20 protein-coding genes are annotated in these 22,795 nt (G+C 65.0%); 13 read left to right on the top strand and 7 right to left on the bottom strand.

Annotated elements, in window-relative coordinates:
- Positions 1 to 40: 40 nt before the first annotated feature.
- Positions 41 to 1,039 carry a Bug family tripartite tricarboxylate transporter substrate binding protein gene (locus KHP16_RS04930; protein WP_211959666.1) on the bottom strand — a complete coding sequence of 333 codons (999 nt, stop codon included), beginning with the start codon at positions 1,037 to 1,039 and terminating at the stop codon, positions 41 to 43.
- Complete coding sequence (locus tag KHP16_RS04935) at positions 1,036 to 1,797, bottom strand: enoyl-CoA hydratase/isomerase family protein (RefSeq protein WP_109581525.1); 762 nt, start codon at positions 1,795 to 1,797, stop codon at positions 1,036 to 1,038. The genes KHP16_RS04930 and KHP16_RS04935 overlap by 4 nt, the downstream gene beginning before the upstream one ends.
- A 209-nt stretch (positions 1,798 to 2,006) precedes the next feature.
- Here KHP16_RS04935 and KHP16_RS04940 point away from each other — a divergent pair, with 209 nt between their 5' ends.
- The 6 genes from KHP16_RS04940 (at position 2,007) to KHP16_RS04965 (ending at position 8,884) form a co-directional block, all read left to right on the top strand.
- Complete coding sequence (locus tag KHP16_RS04940) at positions 2,007 to 3,323, top strand: MFS transporter (RefSeq protein ID WP_211959667.1); 1,317 nt, start codon at positions 2,007 to 2,009, stop codon at positions 3,321 to 3,323.
- A complete protein-coding gene (locus KHP16_RS04945) occupies positions 3,320 to 5,683 on the top strand; it encodes a xanthine dehydrogenase family protein molybdopterin-binding subunit (protein WP_211959668.1) in 2,364 nt (787 codons plus the stop codon). The genes KHP16_RS04940 and KHP16_RS04945 overlap by 4 nt, the downstream gene beginning before the upstream one ends.
- Complete coding sequence (locus KHP16_RS04950; RefSeq protein WP_211959669.1) at positions 5,680 to 6,570, top strand: FAD binding domain-containing protein; 891 nt, start codon at positions 5,680 to 5,682, stop codon at positions 6,568 to 6,570. Before KHP16_RS04945 ends, KHP16_RS04950 begins: the two co-directional genes overlap by 4 nt.
- A 5-nt stretch (positions 6,571 to 6,575) precedes the next feature.
- Entirely contained in the window at positions 6,576 to 7,049 is a 474-nt protein-coding gene (locus KHP16_RS04955; protein ID WP_211959670.1) for a (2Fe-2S)-binding protein, read from the top strand.
- Between the two features lie 65 nt (positions 7,050 to 7,114).
- Positions 7,115 to 7,432 carry an EthD family reductase gene (locus KHP16_RS04960; RefSeq protein ID WP_109581521.1) on the top strand — a complete coding sequence of 106 codons (318 nt, stop codon included), beginning with the start codon at positions 7,115 to 7,117 and terminating at the stop codon, positions 7,430 to 7,432.
- A 12-nt stretch (positions 7,433 to 7,444) separates the two neighbouring features.
- Positions 7,445 to 8,884, top strand: a complete 1,440-nt coding sequence (locus KHP16_RS04965) for an MFS transporter (RefSeq protein ID WP_244835640.1) — start codon at positions 7,445 to 7,447, stop codon at positions 8,882 to 8,884.
- Positions 8,885 to 8,990: 106 nt separating this feature from the next.
- On the opposite strand, the gene KHP16_RS04970 is transcribed toward KHP16_RS04965, so the two are convergent.
- Both KHP16_RS04970 and KHP16_RS04975 read right to left on the bottom strand, forming a co-directional pair.
- Positions 8,991 to 9,587, bottom strand: coding sequence for a cupin domain-containing protein (locus KHP16_RS04970; RefSeq protein WP_179592929.1), 597 nt, complete (start codon positions 9,585 to 9,587; stop codon positions 8,991 to 8,993).
- A gap of 65 nt (positions 9,588 to 9,652) precedes the next feature.
- Complete coding sequence (locus KHP16_RS04975) at positions 9,653 to 10,795, bottom strand: MFS transporter (RefSeq protein ID WP_115952840.1); 1,143 nt, start codon at positions 10,793 to 10,795, stop codon at positions 9,653 to 9,655.
- 194 nt (positions 10,796 to 10,989) lie between these two features.
- On the opposite strand from KHP16_RS04975, the gene KHP16_RS04980 reads away from it, so the two are divergent.
- The 6 genes from KHP16_RS04980 to KHP16_RS05005 all read left to right on the top strand — a co-directional run bounded on the left by KHP16_RS04980 (position 10,990) and on the right by KHP16_RS05005 (position 18,115).
- Positions 10,990 to 11,616, top strand: a complete 627-nt coding sequence (locus KHP16_RS04980; protein ID WP_309136548.1) for a TetR/AcrR family transcriptional regulator — start codon at positions 10,990 to 10,992, stop codon at positions 11,614 to 11,616.
- A 28-nt stretch (positions 11,617 to 11,644) separates the two neighbouring features.
- Positions 11,645 to 12,379 (top strand): response regulator, encoded by a 735-nt coding sequence (locus tag KHP16_RS04985; protein WP_121491337.1) that lies wholly within the window; start codon positions 11,645 to 11,647, stop codon positions 12,377 to 12,379.
- Positions 12,376 to 13,785, top strand: coding sequence for an ATP-binding protein (locus KHP16_RS04990; RefSeq protein ID WP_211959671.1), 1,410 nt, complete (start codon positions 12,376 to 12,378; stop codon positions 13,783 to 13,785). Before KHP16_RS04985 ends, KHP16_RS04990 begins: the two co-directional genes overlap by 4 nt.
- Before the next feature lie 145 nt (positions 13,786 to 13,930).
- Complete coding sequence (locus KHP16_RS04995; protein ID WP_211959672.1) at positions 13,931 to 16,255, top strand: TonB-dependent receptor; 2,325 nt, start codon at positions 13,931 to 13,933, stop codon at positions 16,253 to 16,255.
- Between the two features lie 62 nt (positions 16,256 to 16,317).
- A complete protein-coding gene (locus tag KHP16_RS05000; protein ID WP_121491094.1) occupies positions 16,318 to 17,004 on the top strand; it encodes a Fe2+-dependent dioxygenase in 687 nt (228 codons plus the stop codon).
- A gap of 13 nt (positions 17,005 to 17,017) precedes the next feature.
- Entirely contained in the window at positions 17,018 to 18,115 is a 1,098-nt protein-coding gene (locus KHP16_RS05005; protein ID WP_211959673.1) for an alpha-hydroxy acid oxidase, read from the top strand.
- 28 nt (positions 18,116 to 18,143) lie between these two features.
- On the opposite strand, the gene KHP16_RS05010 is transcribed toward KHP16_RS05005, so the two are convergent.
- From KHP16_RS05010 to KHP16_RS05020, 3 genes are all read right to left on the bottom strand, one after another.
- On the bottom strand, positions 18,144 to 20,291 hold the full coding sequence (locus KHP16_RS05010; RefSeq protein WP_211959674.1) for a sensor histidine kinase: 2,148 nt from the start codon (positions 20,289 to 20,291) through the stop codon (positions 18,144 to 18,146).
- Positions 20,292 to 20,295: 4 nt separating this feature from the next.
- Complete coding sequence (locus KHP16_RS05015) at positions 20,296 to 21,258, bottom strand: helix-turn-helix domain-containing protein (protein ID WP_211959675.1); 963 nt, start codon at positions 21,256 to 21,258, stop codon at positions 20,296 to 20,298.
- Positions 21,259 to 21,384: 126 nt separating this feature from the next.
- Positions 21,385 to 22,029 carry a response regulator transcription factor gene (locus KHP16_RS05020; RefSeq protein WP_181366097.1) on the bottom strand — a complete coding sequence of 215 codons (645 nt, stop codon included), beginning with the start codon at positions 22,027 to 22,029 and terminating at the stop codon, positions 21,385 to 21,387.
- Positions 22,030 to 22,284: 255 nt separating this feature from the next.
- Between KHP16_RS05020 and KHP16_RS05025 the strand changes: the two genes are divergently transcribed.
- A complete protein-coding gene (locus KHP16_RS05025; RefSeq protein WP_211959676.1) occupies positions 22,285 to 22,767 on the top strand; it encodes a hypothetical protein in 483 nt (160 codons plus the stop codon).
- Positions 22,768 to 22,795: the final 28 nt, after the last annotated feature.

Genomic DNA, 22,795 nt, shown 5'->3' on the forward strand with positions numbered 1-22,795 from the left:
CGCGTGCGCGTGCAAGACACGGTCATTGGTTCAGCGATTTTCAGAGCTTGATGCCCGCGCGCCTGACGGCATCGGCCCAGCGCGCCGTATCCGTCTCGATCATCGCGCCGAAGTCGTGGCGGGCGTCGCCGCCCGGCAGCAGGGACTGCGGCGTCAGCGCCTGGTCGATGAAGGCCTTCTCCTGTAACAGCGCGCTGACGTCTCGATGGATCTTGTCCAGCACGGCAGGGGGCGTGTCCTTCGGTGCCGCCAATCCAAACCACGTGTTCACCGCGAAGCCCGGCACACCGGACTCGGCGACCGTCGGCAAGTCGGGCCGGAAGGCCACGCGCTTGTCCGTCGCCACGGCGAGGATGCGCACCTTCCCGGCCTTCTCGTAGGTTTCGAACGCGCCAAGCGTGCCGATGTACGCACTGACCTGGCCGCCGATCATGTCGGTGACCACCTGCGACGTGCCCTTGTAGGGCACGTGCAGCATGCGTGCGCCGCTGCGTTGGAGAAACTGCTCCATCGCCACATGCGGGTACGAACCCGCGCCAAGCGAGCCGTATGCGGTGTCGGGATGGGTCTTGAGGTAGGCGAGGAATTCGCCCACGGTCTTCGCGGGCACCCGGGTCGAGACGGCGAGTATCGGTATCTGTCGCGCGACAATGGTGATGGGCGCGAAGTCGCGTTTGGGGGAATACGACATCCTCGGGTAGAGCGCCGGCAGGATGACGAAGGGCGCGCTATCCGACAGCACGAGCGTGTAGCCATCGGGCGCGGCCTTCGCCACGTAATCGACGCCAATCATGCCTGACGCGCCGCCGCGGTTCTCGACGACGACTGGCTGCTTCCACACGGCGCCGAGGCGATTCGCGAGGCTTCGCGCCACCGCATCGGTCGCGCCGCCGGCCGTGTACGGTACGACGATCTTCACCACGCGGACGGGGAAGGAGGCGCGATCACCGGTTGCATCCCTCGCCGACGCGGTGCCGTTGCCCGCAACGAACAGAAGCGCCCCGGCGGCCGCGAGGCATCTTCGGACGAGCGGTCTCAAGCTGGCTCCTTCATCCGCGCGACGCCCTCCAGAGCCAGCCCGTATCCCAGCACGTCATGGAGGCGGCCCTTGAGCTCCTGATTCAGGCACGTGCGCGTGTAGCGACGGACCAGGCGCGGCTGGCGCAGCATCTGCGCGGCGAGTTCGCGGGCGCGCGGCAGCAGATCGCCGGCCGGCATGACTTCATTGACGAGACCCATCTCCTTCGCCTCGCTGGCGGAGATGGACTGGCCGGTGTACAGGAAGTAGTGACCGCGCGCGCGGCCCATCAGCAGCGGCATGATCAGGTGCATGCCGTCGCCCGGCACCATGCCGCCCTGAAAGTGCGCGGTGTCCTGCAACAGCGCGGTGTCCGATGCCAGCACGATATCGCCGAGCAGGGGAATCTCGCAATGCCGCACGGCGGGGCCGTTGATGATGCTGATGACGGGCGCCTCGATGTTCAGCAGATTGATCAGGAGGTGCTTCGCCTCCCAGTAGATCGGATCGTAGATCGTCGGCGTCATCGAGTTCCGGTTCTGATGCATGCCCGGCGCGATGGCGGGGCCGCTGAACGCGTCGCCCGTGCCGGTCATGATGACGACATCGTTTTCGCGGTCGCGCCCAACGTCCAGGAATGCCTGCTCGAATTCCCGGTGGGCCGTGAGGTTCCACACGAGCGGCTCGCCGTTGGTGTGGAAGTGCATCTCCAGGATGCCGTTGTCGCGCGTCATGCGGATCGTTTCAAACTTGTTCGCGTATTCGTCGAAAGTGCTCACGAGATATTCCTCGGTTGATGGGTGAAAAGTCCTTCGCGTCGAACTATAGTAGTATCTGACTGATCGATCAGTCAATGAAGATTAGGGCCCATCGATCGCCAGGGCGCATAGGGGTTTTCCCCCTGGCGACGTGAACTTGACCCGGACGGACGGCGTTGCCTATGCTACTGACTGTTCGATCAGTCAGTAAAATATATCCGGAGACACCGATGATGAAAATGAGCGTTGAAGCAGTGCCCGCGGACGACCCTTCGCGGTCGCTCTACACAAAAGTTGCGTTGCGGCTCATCCCGCTACTGATCGTCTGCTATGTGATCGCGTACCTCGACCGCATCAATGTCGGGTTCGCGAAGCTGCAGATGCAGGAAGCGTTGGGCTTCAGCGACGCCGTCTATGGGCTCGGCGCCGGCATCTTCTTTATCGGCTACTTCCTCTTCGAAGTGCCGAGCAATCTGCTGCTGCAGCGCATTGGAGCGCGCAAGACCATCGCGCGCATCATGATCTGCTGGGGCATCATCGGCTGCTGCATGGCTACCGTATCGACGCCCACCCAGTTCTATGTGATGCGCTTCCTGCTCGGCGTCTTCGAGGCGGGTTTCTTTCCCGGCGTGGTCTACTACCTGAGCAACTGGTTCCCGCGCGGACGGCGCGGACAGATCCTCGCACTGTTCATGACGGGCTTTCCCATCGCGGGCCTGATCGGCGGTCCCGTGTCAGGCTGGGCGATGTCGCGGCTCGCCGATGCCGCGAATCTCGCGGGGTGGCAGTGGCTGTACATCGTGGAGGCCGCGCCGGCGATCGTGCTGGGCCTCGTCGTCTGGTTCACGCTGGACGACAGCTTCGAGCGCGCCAGGTGGCTCGACACGACGGAGAAGGATGCCCTCCGCGCGGAGTTGAAGGCCGATGGCGAACCCGCGCACTCGGGCGCTCACGGCCTGTGGAGAGAGGTGCTGACCGATTCCAGGGTGTACCGGATCTGCTTCGCCTACTTCACGTTCATCTGCGGAACGTATGCGCTGAGCTTCTGGTTGCCGACGGTGCTCAAGACGGCCGGCGCGACCGACGTCGTGCATATCGGATGGCTGTCGGCCATTCCGTACGGTATCGCCGCGGTGGGCATGGTACTGATCTGCCGCAGTTCGGACAGGATGCTGGAGCGACGCGTGCACGGCGCGTTGTCCGCGATCGTCGGCGCCGTCGCGCTGGCGCTGTTGCCGACGTTCGCCCACGATCTGACGGCCACGCTCGTGCTCCTTGCCGTCGCGGCGACCACCGTTTTCGTGACGCTGCCGTTGCTGTGGTCGATGGCGTCGGACTACCTGGCCGGTTCGCCGGCCGCCGCCGGCGCCATTGCATTGATCAATAGCTTCGGTCTGCTGGGCGGGTTCGTGAGTCCGTTTGCGATGGGCTGGCTGAAGACGTGGACCGGTACGCTCAACAGCGGGCTTTACCTGATGACGGGGCTGCTCGCCTGCGGCGCCGTGACGATGCTGTGTGTGAAGGTGCAGCGGGGGAGGGCGGCATGACGGAGAGCGTGCCGCGTTCCATCGTCACACGTCTGGATGGGGATCGCTTCGTATCCGGGAGCGTCGCCTACAGTGCCGACCTGATACCGGCCGGCGCGCTTCACCTCGCCATCGTGCGCAGCGTGCATGCCAATGCCACGATCGTATCGATCGATATGAGGGCTGCGCTCGGCATGCCGGGGGTCGTGGCGGGACTCACCGGTGCCGAGGCCGCGGCGCTGTGCGACGCCATGCCGGCCGCCATGGCGCTGCCCGCGGCCGCCGCACGCGGGCCATTGCAAAGCCGCTGCCTCGCCGTGGGGCAGGCCGTCTATTACGGACAGCCCGTGGCGGCGGTGGTGGCCAACTCCGTGCATGCCGCGCAGGCGGCTGCCGGGAAGGTGGCCGTCGAGTATGCCGTGCATGCGCCGACGATCAGCGCGAGCGCGGCGCTGCGCGACGATGCCTCCATCGTGCAGCCGGGCTGGGAGACCAACCTGCTCATGCGCGACCGCATTCGCGCCGGCAACGCGGACGACGCTTTCGCTCGTGCCGCCTATGTCGTCGAGGGCACGATGACGATCGCGCCGTCGACCAGCGCGCCCATCGAGCCGCTTTGCTACGTCGGCGAATGGGATCGCCGGACCCGGCGCTACGTGCTCACCGGCACCTTCCAGAACCCGCATACGAGCCGGTGGCTCGTCGCGGCCGCGCTGCGCGTGAAGGAGTCGCAGGTGCGCGTCGTCGCGCCGGCCATCGGGGGAACGTTCGGGCTCAAGATGGCCGGGCATCCGGAGGAGGTTCTGGTCGCGCTCTTCAGCAAGCTCACCGGGCGCCCGGTGGCATGGACCGAGGAGCGGCGGGAAACGCTGCTCGCGGGCGCCCGTTCGCAGCATCACACCTTCGCGCTAGCGGCGGACGCGCACGGCAAGCTCATCGGATGGCGCGACGATATCCTCGTGGATGTGGGGATCATCGCGGCGGGCCACAGCTGGGCCATGGCGCTGGTGACGCCGGCCGTGTTCCCGACGGTCTATGCGATCGAACACTGCGACGTGGCGTGCGCGCTGGCGATCACCAACCATGCGCCGTGGCAGGCGATACGCGGTTACGGCAAGGAGATTGGCAACCTCGTCATCGAGCGTGCCATCGACCTGATGGCGCGGCGAACGGGCATCGATCCCGTCGAGCTACGCCGCCGCAATCTCGTTCCGAAGGAGGCGCTGCCGCGTTTGCTGCCTTCCGGTTTGAATGTCGACAGCGGCAACTACCCCGCCGCGTTGGCGCAACTGCGGGAGCTCTTCGGCTACGACGCGTGGCGAGCGCGGGCGCGCGACACGCGGGCGGATGCTGTCCGGATCGGGATCGGTGTCGCGTTTGAACTGACGCCGGAGGGCGGTGCGCGGCCCGGCAATTTCCCGAATGGTTACGAGACATCGACGGTGCGGCTGACCCCATCGGGCGATATTCAGGTGCTGACGGGCGTGACCTCGCCAGGCAGTGGGAGCGACACCGGCATCGCCCAGATGGTGGCCGGCGAGCTCGGCCTGCGCGTGGATCAGGTGACGGTGACGCAGGGCGACACCGACGTGACGCCCGTGGGCACCGGCAACGCGAGCAGCCGGGCGCTGATGTACGGCGGCACCGCCGCGCTGCTTGCCGCGCGCGATCTGCGCGACAAGCTGGCGATGTGCGCCGCCAACATGCTGGGCGGCAGCGCGGCGGATATCAAGCTACGCGATGGGTTGGCATGGCGCGGCGATACGGGGCAGAGCGTGTCCATCGCCGACATCGCGCTGGGCGTCCACGTGCGGCCCTTCACGGTCGCGGCGGATGTGGTGCTGCCGCTCGAGGTGACGCGGAGTTTCACGCCTGCCAATGTGCGCGTCGAACCGGATGCGCAGGGCCGCATCGCCACCTATCCCACGTTTTCGTACTCGGCGCATGCCGTGGCGATCGAGGTCGATACCGAACTCGGCAACGCCCGCGTGCTCGACTACGCGGTGGTTCATGATTGCGGCGTCATGATCAATCCGATGCTCGTGGAAGGGCAGATCCGGGGCGCGGTCGCCATGGGGATTGGCACCGCGCTGTGGGAGGAACTCAAGTATGACGGCGAGCACCGGATGATCACCGACCGGTTCAAGAGCTACCTGTTGCCGCGCGCGACGGATCTGCCGCCAATACGGGTGGGCCACCTCACGACGCCCAATCCGTTTCATCCGCTCGGCATGAAAGGGGCAGGCGAGTCGGGCGTGGGCGGCGCGCTCGCGGCGGCGTTCAATGCGGTGGCGGATGCGCTGGGCGACGACGCGCGGCTCGAGCATGTGCCGGCCAGTCCGGCGCGCGTGATCGCAGCATTGAATGGGAGGCCCGCATGATCGGCGAGATCTTCACGCTGCACCAGCCGGCGTCCGTCACCGAGGCCACCTCGCTGCTCAGGGCGTTCGCCGGAGAGGTGACGGTCCTCGGCGGCGGCACGATGCTGGTTCCGTCGATGTCCGCCAATCAGGCGCGCTGGCGACATGTCGTCGGGCTGTCGCGCTTGCAGCTGGACGCCATCGTGCCGAGCGGCACGCATGTGTCCATCGGCGCGATGACGACCTATGCGCAGCTGCTCGCGTCCCCTATCGTGACCGGGCATCTGCCGCTGCTTCGCCTGATGGCGGAACAGGTCACGGGCGGGCCGTCGATCTGGAATCAGGGCACGCTCGGCGGATCCGCCGCGTTCGCCAACCCCGCGTCGGACGCGCCCGCGTGCCTCGCCCTGTTGCAGGCGTCCTTCGTGCTGCAGTCCGTGGACGGGACGCGGCGCGTCGCCGCGCGGGATTACTTCTTGGGCGCGTTCCATACCGCGCGCCGGCCCGATGAGTTGCTGACGCACATCGAGATTCCACTCACACGGGCTCCGGCCGTGTGGCGCTACCAGAAGTACAAGTCCTGCGCGAGTTCGTGGCCGATCGTGACCGTTGGCTGCGCGGTGATGCTGGGCGAATCGGCCAGCGTGCGGGTCGCGGTTGGGGCGGCGGCGCCGCGTCCTGTCGTCGTATCGCGCCCGCTGCCGGGCCCGGGTGGGGCACGCGCCGACGCATGGATCGACAAGGCATGGATCGACGAGGCATGGATCGACAACATCGTCGCGGAGGCCGTGGCGGGCGTGGGCGAGGGCTGGACCGACGAGCTCGCGGAGGCATCTTACCGTCGCGCGGTGGTGCCCGCGGCAGTTCGGCGCAATCTGCGTGCAACTATCGAAGAGGTAAAGACGTGACGTCGATGAAGACCATCAACCTTGTGCTGAACGGCACCCCGCGATCGGTGCAGGCGGATGCGCGGCGGCTGCTCATCGAAGTGATTCGCGACGAGCTGGACACGAAGGGCGCCCGCGTCGGTTGCCTGACCGGCGACTGCGGCGCCTGCACGGTGTTGCTGGACGGCGAAGTGAGGAAGGCGTGCCTCGTGCTGGCGGCGTCGATCGATGGCAATGACGTGCGCACGATCGAAGGCCTCGATGCCATCGAGGCGCTGCAGCAGGCTTTCGTGTCTCACAACGCGTTCCAGTGCGGCTTCTGCACGAGCGGCATGCTCGTCGTCGCCGCGGATTTGCTGAAGAGGAACCCATCTCCTACGCGAGACCAGATTCGCCATGCGATCAGCGGCAATCTCTGCCGCTGCACGGCGTACGAGCCCATCGTCGAAGCGATACATAGTGCCGCGCGCATCGACGATGCTCGGTCAGACAGACGATAGCTGTCTGTGCTTCCACCCATAAAAATACCTACACGCTTCACTCTCCATTGCAGAAGGCTAAACACATGGCAATACAAGAAATCCCTACAGTGGTGTATGTCACCTATCAGGGCGATGCGGACGCATGGTTCGATCGCGAGTACTACGTTGCCGGGCATTTGCCGCTCGTCATGAAGGCGTGGAAGCAGTATGGACTGCTCAGCGCCTCGGCGTTCTTTCCTGCCGAACACCGCGCCGGTACGGTGGCGATATGCGAGTGCGTCTTCCGCGACGACGACGCCGTGGACGCGGCATTTGCCTCGGCGGAACTGACCGAGGTCATGGCTGACCTCGTCCGGTTCACGCATCTGCAGCCCGTGCGCGTACGCGCCACTCTGCTTTGAATGGGAGGTGACATGCTCGAGAAGCCAATGCTCGCTGCAACGCCCCACGTGAACGACGGCGCGGACCCGCGCCGCTGGGCCATGTTCTTCGTCATCCTCGTCGGTGCATTTCTTCCGCCCCTGGACTTCTTCATCGTCAACGTCGCGCTGCCCGATATCGGCAGCGAACTGCACGCGTCATCGGCGGCACAGCAGCTGGTGATCTCCTCATATGCGTCGTTGTACGGGATCATGCTGATCACGGGCGGGCGGCTTGGGGACATCTATGGACGCAGCCGCATGTTCTTCGGCGGCATCGTGGGCTTTGCCATCGCGTCGGCGCTGTGCGGTCTCGCCTGGTCGCCGTGGGTGCTCATCGCCGGCCGCGCGCTCCAGGGGCTGACGGCGGCCATCATGGCGCCGCAGGCGCTGGCCTCCATTCAGGTCGTGTTCCCGGAGGCTGAGAAACCCCGAGCGCTGGGCATCTACGGCGCGGTCTTCGGACTCGCCGCGGTGTTCGGTCAGGCGCTCGGTGGGACGCTCATCGCGCTCGATCTGTTCGGTCTGGGCTGGCGCATGATCTTCTTCGTCAATCTGCCGATCATCGCGCTGGTGACCGTGTTCGGACTGCCGCTGTTGCGGGAGACGCGCGCCGAGCGCGTCCGTCGTCCGGACGTCATCGGTGTCGGCCTGTCGATCCTGACGCTCGCATGCCTGATCGTGCCGCTCATCGAGGGGCGCGAGGCTGGCTGGCCCGTCTGGTCGTGGGTACTGCTCGCCGGGGCGATCGTTTCCGCGATGACGTTCTGGCGCTATGAGTCGCGGCTGGCGGCGTCGGGTGGCGATCCGCTGCTCGATCCCGCGATCGTGCGCACGCCCGGCATGCGCCGCGGCCTGCTGGTCACGCTGCTGTTCTATGCGATCACACCGTTTTTCCTTGTGCTTTCGATCTATCTGCAGGAAGGACTGCATGAGACGCCGCTGGCGGCCGGCTTGACGTTCCTTCCGTTCGGGCTTGGGTTCCTGCTGGGCCCGCTGACGACGCCGCGCCTGTCCCGGTCGTTCCGATATCTCATGTCCATCGGCATGGCCATGGAAGCGGTCGGCTTCGTCGCGCTCGCCATCATCGTCGGCAGCGCAGCGGGGCATCCGGCGCCGCTGGCCGTCGCCGCTGCGCTATTTGCCATCGGCTTCGGGCAGGGCCTCGCGCTGCCGACGCTGGTCAGATCGATCACGCAGCGCGTGTCGCCGGCCTATGCCGGAACGACGGCGGGACTCATCAACTCCACGTTGCAAATCAGCGGGGCGTTGAGCATGGCCATCATCGGCGGCATCTTCTTTGCCACGGTGGGAGCGCAACGGGACGGGGCCGCGGTGGTGCACGGGTTCGTCGTGGCCATGCTGTGTATCGGGGTCAGTCTCGGGTCGGCGGCGCTGCTAAGCGTCCGGCTCCTCCGGCCCGCGACCGTCTGAGGGTTCGAAGGCGCTATTTGCGGCCCATACTGGAACCCATACGTAACGAGGCCGCGCAGTTCTCAAGCAAGAACTGCGCGGCCGCTTTCGCATTTCGGTACAACGCTCAGAATTTCTGCTTCAGCGATTCGTCGAACTTGCCGTCGATCAGGACGTAGAGCATGCGCGCAGGCTTCCCTGAACGATTGCTCCACGCATGATTGGTGCCGCGCTGGATGACGACGTCGCCGGCGGAGACGAGCACTTCGCTATCGTCGAGCACCAGGTAGACCTCTCCCTCCAGCACCACCGCGTAGTCGACGGACTCGGTGCGATGCATGAACGGATGGCGCTGCGCCTTGCCGAAGGTGGAGATGCTGTCGTTGCCGAATGCCTTGAAGACTTCGGCCACCTGGTCTGGCCCCATGTTGCGCATCTCCTCCGTTTCGGGAGGAATCTCGGAAATGCGAAACACCGTGCCGTTTGCCGGCGGGTGGATCTGCTTGGGTCCGGTGGTCGGATCCGCTTCCTCGGCCGTCACCGCCACCGGCGCGCCTTCGGTTTTCCACATTTCCACCGACACATGGCCGTGATGGGCGGGGTTGTGCCGGATCGACGGCGCGGCACGGTCTTCTAGAACGATTGCCCGGCCATTGGCGTCATGGCCGGTGACGATACGGCGAATGACCGGATCCTGTGCGCGCCTCGGTGTTTGAGTCTCCATTTGCGGTTCCCGTTGTCTCTTTACGTTGGAAGGTACTTAAGTCTAGATCCTGACTGTTCGATCAGTCAATGTAAATTGACCGGTGCGCCATGGCGCGGTCCGGGCTTGAATCCATGCGCGCGCGCCCCCCATGCAATGGCCCATCCGATGGCCAGCAGCAGGACGAGCACGGGCGGAAACGACGATACGCCCCATGTGTCCAGCAGCATGCCTCCCGCGAGCCCGCCGCCCGCGATGGCGCTGTTCCACGCCACGACATTCATCGAGAGCGCGACGTCGGCGCCGTCTCCCGCGGTATCGGCCAGCGCCGTCTGCAACAGCGTTGCCGCGCCGCCGAACGTCAGGCCCCAGATGGCGGTGCCCACATACACCGCCGCGGGCATGCGCGCGAGCCAGATGAACAGCAGCGAGACGAGGGCAAAGGTGAACAGACTGACCAGCACCGCGGCGCGCAGGTGGCGATCGACCAGACGGCCGGCGACGCCGATGGCGGCGAGCGCGGCCACGCCGAAGATCAGGAGAACGACGTCGACGTGCCCCGCGAGTCCTGCCTGCGCGACGAATGGCGCCACATAGGTGTAGAGCATGTTGTGAGCCAGCATCCAGGCGACGACCACGGCGAGCACGGGCCGGACACCGGGCGTGGTGAACACCCGTCGCAAGGGCAGGCGTTCGTGACCGGCCTGGCCTGGATAGTCGGGCACCTTTGCCAGTATCCACACGATCAGCAACAGCGTGAGGGCCGATATCAGGGCGAATGCGCTGCGCCAGTTGAAGACGGTACCGAGCCATGTTCCGAGGGGCACCCCCAGCGACAGCGCGATGGGCGTGCCGACCATGGCCACGGCGAGGGCCTTGCCTTGCCGATGCACCGGCACCATCCGGCGCGCATAGCCAGCCAGAAGGCTCCACGCGAGGCCCGCCGACATGCCGGCGACGAACCGCGCGGCGAGGGTCAGCCAGTAGTCCGACGACATGGCGGTGATCGTATTGAAGACGAGGAAGCCGCCGACGGTCAGCAGCAGCACGTTACGGCGCCGCCAGCCGCTGGTGGCGATGGTCAGCGGAATGGCGGCCAGCAGCGAGCCCAGCGCGTAGGCCGTGACCGTCTGGCCCGCCAGCGAAGGCGAGATGCCGAGCCCCGTCGCCATCTGAGGCAGGAGCCCGGCGGGGAGGGTCTCGGTAATGATGCACAGGAAGCCCGTCATGGCGAGGGCGAGCAGCGCCCCCAGCGGCAGGCGGTCGGTGTGGGTCGCGTGCCCGGTGGAAGTCAAGGTCGTCACTGTCGTTGTCCGATATATGTAATGATCGGTACATTACTCGCGCGATGCGGGATGGTCAACGACTTATGTATCGTTTAGTATATTAATTTCGCAATCGGCAGGAGATCGTCATGGCCGTCATGGGACGCCCCCGAACCTTCGACCGCGACAAGGCGGTGGAAGACGCGATGTATATGTTCTGGAAGAACGGTTATGAATCGACATCGCTGAGCCAGCTGAAAGCGGGTATCGGCGATGGCATTTCGGCGCCGAGTTTCTATGCCGCGTTCGGCTCCAAGGAAGCGCTGTTCCAGGAATGCATGCAGCGGTATCTGTCCACCTATGCGCAGGTGACCGAGTGTCTATGGGACGCGGCGCTGGCGCCCCGTGACGCCATCGAGACGGCGCTGCGTCAGTCGGCACGGATGCAATGCGAACGCGGGCATCCGAAAGGTTGCATGGTCGCGCTCGGCACCATGAGCGCGCCGTCGGAAGAGAACGTGGATTTGGTTGGGCCGCTGACGCGCTCGCGCGCGCGAACGCGCGCCGGCTTCACGGCTTGCGTCCAGCGCGGCATCGACAGTGGCGAACTGCGGCGGGACACCGATGCGCGGGCGCTGGCGACGGTGTTCGATGGATTCCTGCTTGGCGTCTCCACGCTGGCCCGCGACGGCGTACGGCACGCGATCATCGACGCGGCCATCACGCAGTTGCTCTCGGCATGGGAGGCGTCGAGGGCGGAGCCTACGGTTTCAGGTAAACTGTAATGATTCTTATTTGTGGGCTGTCAAGGCAATGGACGCGCGTCCCAGCATCTTAGTCGTCGATGATCATGCGAGCATACGTGATCCCCTCGCTACTTTCATGCGACGGTTTGACTTCGAGGTGGAGGCGGTGGCGGACGGCAGGGCGATGCGGCGGCTTCTGGAGGAGCGCGAGTTCAGTCTCATCATTCTCGATGTCATGTTGCCCGGCGAGGATGGCCTGTCGCTGTGTCGCTATGTGTCGGAGCACATCGGGACGCCCGTAATCCTGCTCACGGCGATCACGGATCAGGCGGACCGGATCGCGGGGCTGGAGACCGGCGCCGACGACTATGTGGTCAAGCCGTTCGATCCCAGAGAGCTCGTCGCGCGCGTGCGGAGTGTCCTGCGCCGCCATCGGCAGCACCCGCCCCGCCAGCCGAAACCCCCCGCCCCCAGCGACGGCGTGCGTTATGTCTTCAGCGGCTGGACGCTCGATATCCCGACGAGAGAGTTGAGAAGCCCGGAGGACGAGGACGTGCCGCTGAGCACGGCCGAATATCATCTGCTCTCCGCGCTGGTCGAGCATCCGAACCGCGTGCTGACGCGCACCCAGCTGCTCGACCTCACGCAGCGCTCGGAGATCGTGGCGTACGACCGAAGCATCGATAGCCAGATCAGCCGCCTGCGCAAGAAGCTGGAGGCGGACCCGCGCCGGCCAAGGCTCTTGAAGACGGTGCGTGGGGACGGCTACATGCTGGCGACCAAGGTCGCGCTCGAGCGATGAGGTGGCTGCCGCGCGGCATCAGCGGCCAGCTCGTGGTGTACTGGGTGGTCGGATTGCTGGCGGCCCATGTCATCGCGGTCCTGGCGCTGTCGTGGTGGCGTGCCGACAATGCCGCCATTCATCCGCTTTCGATGCGCGCTATCGAAAAAACGATGCTTGCTACGTATCGGGCAGCGGGGCGATCCGCTGATCCGGCGACGCTTCTCGAGGACCTGAGCTGTCCGGAGTCGACGTTCCGCATTGCCCCAAATGTGGCGATGCGAGATGGGGCGACGCAAGATGGGGCGACCCATGTGGCGATCGGCGATCAGGAGACGGCGATTGCGGATCGCCTTTCCCGCGCGCTCCACGCTACGCAAGACGCGGTGCAAGTCCGCCTGTTACGGCTCGATCCCGATCAGGGCGCGCGAAGCCACCAGAACTGGCTCGAGCGCGCGATCAGCGGCACCTATGCCACGGCGCTCGAGATCGATCTGCGGCTGCCGGATGGACGCTGGCTCCAGAGCCGGCATTTGCCGACCATGCTGCCGGCCCACTGGTCGCGCGTGCTGACTTTCTCGCTGTTCGTGGGCGTGCTTCCCACCGCGCTCATCGCGCTCGTTTTCGGCAGGCGGATCATGGTGCCGTTGAACGCCCTGACGGAGGCCTCCCGGCGCGTCAGCCGGGGCGAGCATGTGGCCTTGCCGCCCGCGGACCGGATGAGCGGCCTCCGCGAAATCACGAAGGCTTTCAACGATATGCAGGAGAGCCTCCTGCGCTTTGTCGGGGGGCGAACACAGATGCTTGCCGCGATCGGTCACGATTTGCGGACGCCGCTGACGTCGTTGCGCATCCGCGCGGAGCTCGTCGACGATGACGAACTGCGCGCGGCGATCGTGCAGACCGTCGATGAAATGACGCTGATGGTCGCGGAAACCCTGAGCTTCGCGCGCGACGATGCCACCAAGGCGCCGACAGAGGACGTCCAGATCGGCGAACTGGTGAGAGATGTCGTCGACGCGCACGTCATCCAGGGCCGAAGCGTGTCATGGGCCGCCGGGCAACACGCGGCCATTTCCTATCGCTGCCGGCCGGTTCATCTGAAACGCGCGCTCAGCAACCTCATCGACAATGCCGCGCGCTACGGCGACGTGGGTGTCCTGCTGATCTCGGACGCGGTCCATCGCATGCTGCGGATAGAGGTTTCGGACCGGGGGCCGGGTATCGACCCTGACCAGATGGAGCGCGTCTTCGAACCGTTCATCCGCATCGATGCGTCCCGCGGCAAGGACACCGGTGGGCTCGGCCTCGGCCTCGGCCTCGGCCTCGCGATCGCGCGCAACTGCGTGCGCGCGCATGGCGGCGAGCTGAGGCTCGAGAATCGCCAGGGCGGGGGGCTGCTCGCCGTGATCGAATTGCCGAACTGAGTGAATCGCCTGACTGTGGTCCCCAGGACGGCTGCCCACCCATTTTGACCGTCCGTGAGCGCCTTGCCACAATTCGCCACAAACCAGCAAACCGGGGCAACAATAAATAGCAATCATTCGCATTTTGACGGCTGTTCAAGACGAAATGCGACGCACAAAAATCTCCAACACGATTCGCCTGCTGGTCTCGGGTACCTCCGCGGGCCTCGCCCTCACTGTGACGGCCTTCCCGCTGGTCGCGGCGGCCCAGACGGCGGCCCAGCCGGTGGTCCCAATGGCGGCCACCGCGGCAGGCAACGCGGCGGAGGTGGCGCCGGACAGCAGCCGGGGCCGCGCCAGCGTACAGCCTAACGTTTTGCCGCAGGTGACCGTGGTGGGACAGAGCGTGAACACCAACGATGCGCCCCTCGGCATTTCGCGCTTGCCGGAAACCGCCAAGGAAACCCCGAAGACGATCAACATCGTTCCGCAGGAAGTCATCGAGCAGCAGCACGCCACGTCGCTGGAGCAGATTCTCAAGAACGTGCCAGGCATCACCATTTCGACCGGGGAAGGGAATGGCGGCCAGAGCGGCGACCAGTTCCGCATCCGCGGCCTTTCCGCAAAGGGCGACATCTACGTGGATGGCCTGCGCGACTTCGGCGCCTACAAGCGTGATGCGTTCAATACGGAAAGCGTGGAAGTCATCAAGGGGCCGTCCGGCGAGTCCTTCGGTGTCGGCAACGTCGGTGGCCTGATCAACCAGACCACGAAAAAAGCGAACCTGAACACGAGCACCAGCATCGATCAGGGTTTTGCGTCCGATGCCACGTACCGCACGACGCTGGATAGCAACGTCAAGCTCGGCGACACGTCCGCGCTGCGCATCAATGGCATGTTCCAGAACGGCCGCGTCGCCGATCGCGACCACATCGATGACGACCGCCGCGGCGTGGCCATCGATTTCGGTACGGGGCTCGGCACCAGTACGGAATGGCATCTGAACTATTCCTATCTGCATCGCAGCGGCGCTCCCGATTTCGGCGTGCCGGTCGCACCCGGTGCGGATGGCATCTTCCGGCCGCTGACCGCCTATAACGTGCCGGGCATCAAGTCGTCGACGTCCTACGTCCGCAACACCGACCGCGATACGACGGACGCGCACATCGTGTCGTCGAACTTCGTGACGAAGCTCGACAATGGCATCACCATCAGCAATGACACGCGCTTCAGTTTCTACGAGCGGGATTTCTCGTCCACCAATCCCGCCGCGCTGACCTACGCGAATCTGCAGTCGCTGCTTGCCGGGCGCAACGTGGCGCTGCCATATGGCGCCGGTGGCGGGACGACCTATCTGCAGCGAGGCTGGGGCATCCAGAACGTCCTCAGCGCGAAAGGCGAGTTCACGACCGCCGGGTTCCGCCACAAGGCGATGGTGGGGCTGGACACCCTCTACCAGCGGGATCACCGCGACCAGGGGAGCTGGACGGGACGCCAGAACAACCAGACCGTCGTCAACCCGATCTTCTTCAACAGCCCGAATGCCACGGTGTCGTACAACAGCACGCGGGATGCCAACGCCATCGACGTCGGCGCGTTCGTCAGTGACCGCGTATGGCTGACGGAACAGTTCTCGCTGCTCGGCAGCCTGCGCTGGGACTACTTCCGCAGCGAGTATGCGACCAGCGCGTCGACGCTGGGCGGCGCGGCGGACTCCAAAAAGCTGAGCCCCGCGATCAGCGCCATCTGGGAGCCGACGAAGGACTACATGTTCTACACCTCGTTCTCGCGCACCTATCGGCCGGTGGGCACGGACATCGCGGTGGCGGTGGGCGGCGTGGGCAGCGAGGTGCCGCAGAACGGTTTCAACAACGAACCCGAACGCGCGGACACGATCGAGGTGGGCGCCAAGCTGGACTTCCTCGACAAGCGATTGGGCGTGACCGGCGCGCTGTTCCAGACGAAGAAGTACAACGCCTATACCATCGACCCCGCGACGGGCGATATCACCAACGGCTTCTCCGACTCGGGTGAAGGCCGTCGCATTCGCGGTCTCGAACTCGGGTTGAGCGGCCGGATCGTCGGCGGGTGGACGGCAAACGTCGCGTACGCTTACCTGAACGGCGAGGTGACCTCGGCGACCGCGGCGTCCACGGTCGGCAATACCGCGCCAGGGGTGTCCCGTCATAACGTCACGCTGTGGACCGCCTACGACATTCCGCACACGCTGCTGCCGGTGCCCGGCCAGTTGACGATCGGCGGCGGATTGCAATACGCGACGGGATACTGGGCCGATTCCGCCAACACGGCGAAGATGCCGGACAATTTCTCGCTCGACGCGATGATCGCGTACAAGCAAGGCAAGTACCGGATCTCGCTGAACGGATATAACCTGACCAACCACCTGAACTATCAGTCGTCGTTCGGCGCGGTGCGCGCGGTGCCGACGTCACGGCGGACGGTCCTGCTCAACGTCGGCATGACGTTCTGACGCGGTACCATACGCGCATCCCCGCAGGTTGCCGGCCCAGATCACCCACCCACCAGTCCACCATGCTTGTTCAGATCGCCGACGTGTTATCGCCCGATGAAGTCCGGACGTGCCGGCAGCGTCTGGAGCGGTCGCAATGGGTCGATGGGCGCGTGACGGCCGGCGATCTTGCGGCCAAATCCAAGCGCAACCTGCAGATCCCGGTCGATAGCGAAGAAGCCAGAGAACTCGGCGACCTGATCCTGAACGCGCTGGGCAGGAATTCGACCTACCATTCCGCGGCGCTGCCGTTGCGCGTGTTGCCGCCGATGTTCAACCGCTATGAAGGCGGCATGACGTTCGGCAGCCATGTGGACAATGCCATCCGCACGGTGCCGGGCACCGGCGGCATGCGCATTCGCGCAGATGTGTCCAGCACGCTGTTTCTCAGCGATCCCGACGAGTACGAGGGCGGCGAACTCGTCCTCAAGGACGTCTATGGGTCCCACGCGGTAAAGCTGCCCGCGGGGCATCTGGTCGTCTACCCGGCATCGTCGTTGCACGCGGTCACGCCGGTGACACGGGGATCGCGATGGGCGTCCTTCTTCTGGGCGCAATCCATGGTCAAGGATGATGGCCAGCGCGGCATGCTGTACGAGCTGGATCTGGCCATCATCGACATCCGGCGGCAACTCGGGGACGACCAGGACGCCGTGCTGAGCCTCGTCAACCACTATCACAATCTGCTTCGCCGCTGGGCAGAGCTGTGACATCGTGAGCCCCATGCACATACCGCCGGATACCGTTTCCCTGCGCGACTACGAGCGGCGTTTTCACGAGCGGGTCGATGCGGGCATCCGTGGCTACATTGCGGGCGCCGCGGCGGACGGCATCACGCAGCGCGAGAATCAGGCGGCCTTCGAGCGGATACGATTGCTGCCGCGCGTGTTGGCGGACCTGTCGCAGGCCACCGCGAGCCGCAGTCTTTTCGGCGAAACGCTCCGGCACCCGATACTGATCGCGCCAACGGCGTATCACAAGCTCGTTCATCCGGAAGGCGAACTCGCGGTGGCGCGCGCCGCGTCGCTCACGCACACGTGGATGGTCGTCAGCACGCTGGCAAGCGTGACGCTGGAAGAAATCGCGCGGGCGTCTGTGGCGTCCGCGGCGCCGCTGTGGTTTCAGCTGTATGTGCAACCGCGTGCGCAGGATACGTTCAGCCTGATCGGTCGCGCGGAGCAGGCCGGTTATCGGGCGATCGTCGTGACCGTCGACGCGGTCGTGAGCGGTATCCGGAATGTGGAACAGCGCGCGGGATTCCGGCTGCCCGACGACGTGTCCGCCGTGAACCTCGCGGGTTTTCCGGCGAACGAACCTGTCGTCGCCAATGACGGGAGCCCCGTCTTCCGGGGCCTGCTGCGCGGCGCGCCCACATGGACCGAGATCGAGGCCATCTGCAGGCAGACCGCGCTGCCCGTGATTCTCAAGGGGATACTGAACCCCTGCGATGTCGAGCCAGCGATTCGAGCGGGCGCCTCCGGCATCATCGTCTCCAATCACGGCGGCAGGACGCTCGACACGGTGCCCGCGACCATCGATTGCCTGGCGGCGGTCGTTGCGCAGGTGGCGGGCAGGGTGCCGGTTCTGCTGGACGGCGGCGTCCGTCGCGGGACCGACATCGTCAAGGCCATCGCCCTCGGCGCTTCCGCCGTGCTGGTGGGCCAGCCCATTCTCCACGCATTGGCCGTAGGCGGCCTGCCCGGCGTCGCGCACATGCTCACGTTGCTGCAGACGGAGCTGGAGGCCGCCATGGCGCTGATGGGTTGCCCGACGCTGGACGCTATTACTGTCGAAAGCATTGCGGCAGGGCGTCCGGGTTGAGGCCTTCGATCACTGCCCGACTGACACGCTAGGTAGCGCGAGGAATCCGGAAGCAGAAGGTGCTTCCTTTGCCGGGCACGGAGGTCGCATGGATCGTGCCGCCATGGGCTTCGAGGATGGAATGGCAAATGGCCAGACCCATTCCCATGCCCGTGTGCTTCGTGGTCACGAAGGGCTCGAAGATACCCGCCAGCGACGCGGGGTCGATGCCGCTGCCGCGATCCGTGACCGCTACCGTGATCTGGCCTTCGACCATGCCGGAGGAAATGGCGAGTTCGCGCGAGTCGTGTGGGATGTCCGCCATCGCCTCCAGCGCGTTGGTGATCAGGTTGAGCACGACCTGTTGCAACTGAACACGGTTGCCGACGACCGTTTTCCCCGCCGTCCCGAGCGAGAGCGTCATCCTGACGCCGCGATCCTCGATTTCGACGCGCATGAGGTCGAGCACGCTGGTGATGACGCCGTCGATGCCCAAGGGCATGAGGGACGCGGGTGCCTGCTTCGCAAGCGCCCGAAGTGCGTGAATGATTTCCGACGTACGGACGGCCGCGCTGCTGATCTGGTCGAATGCCGCCATGGCTTCCGCGATATCCGGCACGTCGCGAGCCAGCCAGCGGCGGCCGGCGCCTCCACAGTTGACGATCGCTGCAAGCGGCTGGTTGATTTCGTGCGCGATCGATGCGGCCATTCCGCCCATCACCGTGAGATGCGACGTTCTTGCGAGATGCGCCCTGGCCTTGACGAGGGCCGCCTCGGTCTCGGCCCGCCGTTCGTTCTCGTCCACGAGTTCCCGGTAGAGCAACGCCGTCACGATGGAATTCGCGGCGTGCTGGCCGAGCATGTCTAGAATGGCAAGTCTCTCCCTGGAGAGTTGCCCCGTCCCGCACCTGTCCTCGAGATAGAGCAGCCCTACCATGGCGCCATGACGCATCAGCGGGACGCATAGCGCCGCGTGGATGGCGCGGCCGTTGAGCGCGGAGCCGCCGTTCGACAATGCTTCGTCCGATCCATCGAAGGCCATCAGCCTGCGGCAGACGAGGGCCCTGTTGAGGGCGGCCAGCGGAAGTCTCTCTTCGGTCGGCGCGATACCGACCGCTTCGACAAGCACTCTTCCATACGAGGTTCTGCCAACCGCCTCGACGATCGGCTTTCCTCCTCTGATCAGGAGCAGCACCCCATACTGCGCGTACGCATGGGTCATCATGGTTTCGAGGACGATATCGACGAGCTTCTCCAGCACGATCTCTCCCGACATCGCCTGGATGGCCTTCATTCCTGTCTGGAGGTCCATTTCCACTCCGTTTCCCCAATGCCGCATGTGGTTCGAATTCTCGCCTGCATCGGCTTGCGGGCGGTCGGCGACATTCAGGCGGCGGGCCTTGGCGTGCGCGCCCCAGACGCCATAGAGATACCTCGCCTGGCGGAAATGGTCCAAGGCGGATTCGGTGCCTTCTCGCGAGTGCCGATGTATCGCGGCAAACTCCGAGGCCATGGCATGCACCATGAGTTGCCCGCCGGCATGCGCCGCTGACGCCGACCGTGCATAGAGTTCGCTCGCGAGGGCATCGTTACCGCGGACCCTTGCCAGTTCTCCGGAGACCAGCAACGCTTTGCACGCAACGCGTGGATGCGCCTTTGCCCAGCTGTCGAGATCCGTCCGCCGCTTCTCGATCTCGTCTTCCATGCGCTCGCCAAAGTCCTCCGAGGCAGTGAGGGCCCTCGCCGCGCGCAATCGGGTCATGGCGCCCAAGAACAGCAGGCACGGCATGCTGTGGTGCGGGGCGACTTCCGAGCGGTTCTCCGCCGCACGGACCTGTTCCAGGGCCAGCGATGTCTCGTCCTCGAAGAAGGCACTGAGGGCCGCGTACAGATGCTGGAAGAACAGGGCTTCCTGCAAGGCCGGCCGCAGGCTTGCATCGAAGCCGAAATCCGCGCGCGGCGAAAGTACGGGAGGGCCTGCCTCGCGCGCCGGGGCGTCGTGGCGCAACCGACGCACTAGCCGAAGCTGCGAGCCGACCACCATCTCCGTCGCGATGTCGTTGGCGCGACGGGAAGCTTCGATGGCCAGCCGCGCCTCGGCGTGGACGCGCCCGAGATGGTGACCGTCCGCGATGCGAATCGCGATCTGTCGGGCAAGGCGGTCCGCAGTCAGACGGTCATCGTGGGAGGCGTGCAATGGTTCAGAGGAGCGTGGCTCTACGGAATTGGCCAGGCGTCATCGCGGTGGTCTGGCGGAACTGCCTGACGAAGTGCGAGACGTCGCGGTAGCCGCAGCGATGACCGATCTCTTCGACGGTCAGGGTGCGAGGGGAAGGCGCTTTCAGCATCTGCTTTGCTGCTTCGATCCTCGTGTCCGCCAGCGTCTGCGACATCGACGTGCCGGCGGTTGCCAGGTGGCGATGAAGCGTTCGGACCGACATGCCCAGATCAGAGGCAATGTCTGCCGCACCGATACCTGCCTCGCGGTGCCTGTCGTGGACGCAGCGCAGCGCGTCCCGGGCGACGCGCTGCGACCGGCTCGTCAGCAGGTCCGCCGGCGGATTAAACGTGCGCGCGGCGAGGGCGCCTAGTTCGTCGGCGAGCATCGATGCATCGTTGGGGATGGCGCGGCCGCATTGGACGGATACCTGCTTCACGAAGGCGCAGAGGACGCTAGACCAGCCGCTCGACGCATCGATCCGCTCGCCCACGTGCCGGTCGGCGTCGAGAATCCACCCCTGCATCCAGCGCCGGGGCAGTTCGATCGAGAAGATTTCGGTGTCGTCCGGAACATGGAGTTCATATTCCCTGCCGGAATCCAGCAACACTGCGTCGTTGACCTGCAGGCCGATCGATCCCGCCTGGGCAACGACGGACCAGGGGCGTCGGCCAGAGGTCACCAGGTGATAGCAGTCCTTGGTGTCCGCGGTAACGCAGCGGGGGGTCCGTCGGACCGTTCTTCCGGCCGTCGCACGGGTCCTGCTGACGCTCAGCGCGCCGAAATCGCCGGATGACAATTCCGCCTGGAAGCGTTCGGCTCTGGAGAAATCGATCTCGCTTCTGGCGAGCGCGTAGGCGATGGCGTCTGTCCAGTAGGCCACCCTGGACCTGACCGGAACGCCGTCGGTGGACCACTGTCGTAACGAGGTGACTTGCGCGTCCATGTCGGTCTGGGATCGGCTCGCGGGCTCCGAGGTCGTCCCACCATCAAATGGCGGATACTGCAGCAGATTCGCCAATCTGGAATGACATTTACGCTGCGTTTCAGGACATCCGCCGGATCGTTCCATTCAGCAACAGGACACCGGCGTCACGCCGGCAAGCTGCGAAGCGCGGACGAGGTCCGGCAACGAGCGCGCATTCATCTTGCGCATGACCGAAGCGCGGTGCGCCTTGACGGTGATCTCGCTGATACCGAGACTCGCGGCGATGCGCTTGTTCGGTGCGCCTGCGACCACGTGCACAAGAATCTCGCGCTCGCGGGGTGTCAATCTTTCGAACGTATCGACCGCCGTCGCGCGCGCCCGCACTCCCTCGCGTCGCTGGGCATCCATGTTCAGCGCGCCGATCACCGCATCGATGACCTGCTGCTCGGCGATGGGCTTGGTCAGAAAGTCGATCGCGCCGGCCTTCATGGCCGAGACGCACGCGTGGATATCGGCGTGCCCGCTCATGAAGATGATCGGCATCGACAGGCACGCGTGCTCGCGATGCTGGAACATCAACCCGCTTTCCCCGCGCAGTCTTACGTCCAGCAACAGGCAGCACGGGACGTCCTCGATGAGCGCCGTCTTGAAATCTTCGGTGCCTTCGAACGCGCGCACACGCAGACCGACGGATCGAAGCAGTGTGTCCAGTGACGCGCGGATCAGGACGTCGTCGTCGATGATGTAAACGATGGGCGAAGCGTCCTGGGCAGCAAAGTCTTTCAACATGACGAGAAGCAAGTAAGTTGGGCAAATTGAGCGTCCGCTCAGACGTCCGCTCAGAATTTACCCTAATGCTCCATTGTCGGTATCCATGGAAAGAGGGGTATCGGTGTGCGAGTCCGCCAATGGTCTATGCGTGACGGAGATATGGCCGGATCGTGCCAGGTATAGATCATCCCCATGACGATGCTGAAACGCGTCTCAAACGAGCGTGAAGATCGGGGATATACTTTTTAATCTCCCGCTATATACCAAAGCACAATGCCAATCGAATTCGTGGAGTCTGAATCCGACGCGCTGAAGAACATTGCCAGCGCGCTGAAAGACGGCGATTTCGTCGACCTGTCTTCGCATTTGATCGATGGCGTCCTCGCACGGCTCGATCCGGACGTCGAGTTGTGGATGTATTTATCGGAGGGCGACGCCAGATTGCCGCTGTCGTCGACGGACCACGTTGCGGACAAGAATTTTTTGGATGAGGAATTGGGAATGGCAATCGGATCGTCTCGTCCGTACTATTCCAGTATTTCCTCCGCGCAGATCAATAGCCGGACAGCGGACGTTGTCGTGAGAGACGCCGAGGACCGTCATGACGCAGTGAAAGCGGTCGAAGCCGTGCTGAGGACGATCCGTACCAGGGTACTGATCGTTATTGTCCGGTCTGGACCCGCGCCGGTATGGCATCGGACCGACGACGACGTCGTGGTCCGATGCATCGCGCTGGAAGGCCCAACAGCGACTTAATGAGATGTAACCCGCGGGTAGCGGGCGA

The sequence above is a fragment of the Cupriavidus plantarum genome, from assembly GCF_905397285.1.
Classification (GTDB): Bacteria; Pseudomonadota; Gammaproteobacteria; order Burkholderiales; family Burkholderiaceae; genus Cupriavidus; species Cupriavidus plantarum.

What these genes read in the sequence shown, in the direction of transcription:
- KHP16_RS04950 (WP_211959669.1), top strand. Translation starts at nt 5,680, where the DNA reads ATGATCGGCGAGATCTTCACGCTGCACCAGCCGGCGTCCGTCACCGAG.
- KHP16_RS04955 (WP_211959670.1), top strand. Translation starts at nt 6,576, where the DNA reads ATGAAGACCATCAACCTTGTGCTGAACGGCACCCCGCGATCGGTGCAG.
- KHP16_RS04960 (WP_109581521.1), top strand. Translation starts at nt 7,115, where the DNA reads ATGGCAATACAAGAAATCCCTACAGTGGTGTATGTCACCTATCAGGGC.
- KHP16_RS04970 (WP_179592929.1), bottom strand. Translation starts at nt 9,587, where the DNA reads ATGGAGACTCAAACACCGAGGCGCGCACAGGATCCGGTCATTCGCCGT.
- KHP16_RS04995 (WP_211959672.1), top strand. Translation starts at nt 13,931, where the DNA reads ATGCGACGCACAAAAATCTCCAACACGATTCGCCTGCTGGTCTCGGGT.
- KHP16_RS04940 (WP_211959667.1), top strand. Translation starts at nt 2,007, where the DNA reads ATGATGAAAATGAGCGTTGAAGCAGTGCCCGCGGACGACCCTTCGCGG.
- KHP16_RS04990 (WP_211959671.1), top strand. Translation starts at nt 12,376, where the DNA reads ATGAGGTGGCTGCCGCGCGGCATCAGCGGCCAGCTCGTGGTGTACTGG.
- KHP16_RS05025 (WP_211959676.1), top strand. Translation starts at nt 22,285, where the DNA reads ATGCCAATCGAATTCGTGGAGTCTGAATCCGACGCGCTGAAGAACATT.
- KHP16_RS05005 (WP_211959673.1), top strand. Translation starts at nt 17,018, where the DNA reads ATGCACATACCGCCGGATACCGTTTCCCTGCGCGACTACGAGCGGCGT.
- KHP16_RS04985 (WP_121491337.1), top strand. Translation starts at nt 11,645, where the DNA reads ATGGACGCGCGTCCCAGCATCTTAGTCGTCGATGATCATGCGAGCATA.
- KHP16_RS05020 (WP_181366097.1), bottom strand. Translation starts at nt 22,029, where the DNA reads ATGTTGAAAGACTTTGCTGCCCAGGACGCTTCGCCCATCGTTTACATC.
- KHP16_RS04945 (WP_211959668.1), top strand. Translation starts at nt 3,320, where the DNA reads ATGACGGAGAGCGTGCCGCGTTCCATCGTCACACGTCTGGATGGGGAT.
- KHP16_RS05000 (WP_121491094.1), top strand. Translation starts at nt 16,318, where the DNA reads ATGCTTGTTCAGATCGCCGACGTGTTATCGCCCGATGAAGTCCGGACG.
- KHP16_RS04965 (WP_244835640.1), top strand. Translation starts at nt 7,445, where the DNA reads ATGCTCGAGAAGCCAATGCTCGCTGCAACGCCCCACGTGAACGACGGC.
- KHP16_RS04980 (WP_309136548.1), top strand. Translation starts at nt 10,990, where the DNA reads ATGGGACGCCCCCGAACCTTCGACCGCGACAAGGCGGTGGAAGACGCG.
- KHP16_RS05015 (WP_211959675.1), bottom strand. Translation starts at nt 21,258, where the DNA reads ATGGACGCGCAAGTCACCTCGTTACGACAGTGGTCCACCGACGGCGTT.
- KHP16_RS04975 (WP_115952840.1), bottom strand. Translation starts at nt 10,795, where the DNA reads ATGACGGGCTTCCTGTGCATCATTACCGAGACCCTCCCCGCCGGGCTC.